This is a genomic window from Arthrobacter sp. 10N43, assembly GCF_056394525.1.
In genome coordinates, this window is the sequence record NZ_JBFTIA010000030.1 from 1 (window position 1) to 2,314 (window position 2,314).

The 2,314-nt window shown below is 66.2% G+C and carries 2 protein-coding genes and 2 pseudogenes; all 4 read left to right on the forward strand.

What is annotated here, in order from left to right:
* Positions 1–457: pseudogene (locus AC1DDO_RS22935) on the forward strand (glycine dehydrogenase (aminomethyl-transferring)); the annotation flags it as partial.
* A gap of 9 nt (positions 458–466) precedes the next feature.
* Positions 467–1,615 carry a glycine cleavage system aminomethyltransferase GcvT gene (gene gcvT / locus AC1DDO_RS22940; RefSeq protein WP_476869558.1) on the forward strand — a complete coding sequence of 383 codons (1,149 nt, stop codon included), beginning with the start codon at positions 467–469 and terminating at the stop codon, positions 1,613–1,615.
* A 60-nt stretch (positions 1,616–1,675) separates the two neighbouring features.
* The gene (gcvH, locus tag AC1DDO_RS22945; RefSeq protein ID WP_476972845.1) at positions 1,676–2,059 is read left to right on the forward strand and encodes a glycine cleavage system protein GcvH; all 384 of its coding nucleotides are present in this window, start codon (positions 1,676–1,678) and stop codon (positions 2,057–2,059) included.
* Between the two features lie 8 nt (positions 2,060–2,067).
* Positions 2,068–2,314: pseudogene (locus AC1DDO_RS22950) on the forward strand (serine hydroxymethyltransferase); the annotation flags it as partial.

Consider the following 2,314-nt stretch of genomic DNA (forward strand, 5'->3'; position numbering starts at 1 on the left):
ATCCTGGACCTGCGCGATCCTGGACCTGCGCGAACTGACGGCCAGGACCGGAGTGACCGCCGAGGACGTGGCCAAGCGCCTGATCGACTTCGGCTTCCACGCCCCCACGCTGTCCTTCCCCGTTGCGGGCACTCTCATGGTGGAGCCCACCGAGTCCGAGGACCTTGCGGAGATCGACCGGTTCATCGACGCGATGATCACCATCCACGCCGAGATCGAGCAGGTCGCCGCCGGGGACTTCACCGTGGAGGATTCCCCGCTGCGCAACGCACCGCACACGGCTGCCGCAGTGGTCTCCTCGGACTGGGCCCGCAAGTACCCGCGCGAGCAGGCTGCGTTCCCCGTCCACACGCTCAGGCAGGACAAGTACTTCCCGCCGGTCGGGCGCATCGACGGCGCTGCCGGGGACCGCAACCTGGTCTGCTCCTGCCCTCCGCTTTCCGAATTCGAAAACTAAGGATTCCCGATGACTGAGAACTACACAGCACTTTACGAAGAGCACAAGAAGGCCGGCGCCTCCTTCACCGACTTCGGCGGCTGGCAGATGCCGCTGAAGTACTCCTCCGAGCTGGCCGAGCACCACGCCGTGCGCAACGCCGCCGGCCTGTTCGACCTCTCCCACATGGGCGAAGTCTGGGTCACCGGTCCGGACGCCGCAGCGTTCCTGGACTACGCCCTCGCCGGGAAGCTGTCGGCAGTCGCCGTCGGCAAGGCCAAGTACTCGCTGATCTGCCAGGAAGACGGCGGCATCATCGATGACCTGATCTCCTACCGCCGTGGCGAGCAGAAGTACCTCGTGGTCCCCAACGCCGGCAACGCCGTGGTGGTCGCCGCGGCACTGGCCGAACGGGCTGGTTCTGCCCAAGAAGGCGGGTTCGACGTCAAGGTGGAGGACGTTTCCGCCGAGACGTCCCTGATCGCCGTCCAGGGACCGAACGCGGAAGCCATCCTGCTGACGCTGGTCCCGGCCGAGCAACACTCGCTGGTCACGGAGCTCAAGTACTACGCCGCCGTCGAGGTAGGTTTCACGGTCAACGGCGCTGTCAAGGAGCTGCTGCTGGCACGTACCGGGTACACCGGCGAGGACGGCTTCGAGATCTACGTGCCGAACGAGGACGCAGCGGCCCTGTGGGAGGCGTTGCTGGAAGCCGGTGCAGGCCACGGGCTCATCCCCGCCGGACTGGCCTGCCGGGACTCGCTGCGCCTGGAAGCCGGCATGCCGCTCTACGGCAACGAGCTCTCCCGCGAAGGCAACCCCTACGCGGCGGGCCTGGGTCCGGTTGTCTCGCTCGCCAAGGAATCGGACTTCATCGGAAAAGCTGCCCTGAGCGAACTCAAGGCAGCCGGCGCCGGCTCCACCACCGGCCGCAAGCTGGTGGGCCTCAAGGGCCTGGGCCGCCGCGCGGGCCGCGGGCACTACCCGGTCCTCAAAGACGGCAACGTCGTCGGCGAAGTCACCTCCGGCCAGCCCAGCCCCACGCTCGGTTACCCGGTCGCCATGGCCTACGTCGACGTCGAGTTCACCGAGCCCGGCACCGCACTGGACATCGACCTGCGCGGCAAGGCCGAGCCGTTCGAAGTTGTCGCACTGCCGTTCTACAAGCGGGACAAATAAGTCCCGTCGGGACCGACGCCCACCACAGATTTTTAGTCAGACGAGATTTAAGGAATTGAAATGAGCAAAGTTGTAGCCGAACTGAAGTACTCCGCGGAACACGAGTGGGTTGCCGCCGACGGATCGGGCCCTGCGGGGATTGGCATTTCGGCCGTGGCTGCCGATGCCCTGGGTGACATTGTGTACGTGGACCTGCCCGAGGTCGGTTCGACGGTGACGGCGGGGGAGACCTGCGGCGAGGTGGAGTCGACCAAGTCCGTCTCGGACCTGTACGCCCCCGTCACCGGCGAGGTCACCGAAATCAACCCCGCCGTCGTCGATGATCCGGCGCTGATCAACAGCGATCCCTACGGCGCGGGCTGGCTGTTCAAGGTCGCCGTGACCGAAGAGGGTCCGCTGATGTCGGCGCAGGAGTACGCGTCCAAGAACGGTGGCGAACTGTGAGCGCCGCGATGTCCACCACAACCTTTGAGCAGGTTGTCTCCCCGAGCCTGGACGCGGATTTGTCCGCGCTGGATCCGGAGATCGCCGCGAGGATCGACGCCGAGCTGTCCCGCCAGCGCGACGGCCTGGAAATGATCGCCTCGGAGAACCACACCGCGGTGGCTGTGATGCAGGCGCAGGGTTCGGTGCTGACCAACAAGTACGCCGAGGGCTACCCGGGCAAGCGCTACTACGGCGGCTGCGAGCACGTCGATG

What these genes read in the sequence shown, in the direction of transcription:
- gcvT (WP_476869558.1), top strand. Translation starts at nt 467, where the DNA reads ATGACTGAGAACTACACAGCACTTTACGAAGAGCACAAGAAGGCCGGC.
- gcvH (WP_476972845.1), top strand. Translation starts at nt 1,676, where the DNA reads ATGAGCAAAGTTGTAGCCGAACTGAAGTACTCCGCGGAACACGAGTGG.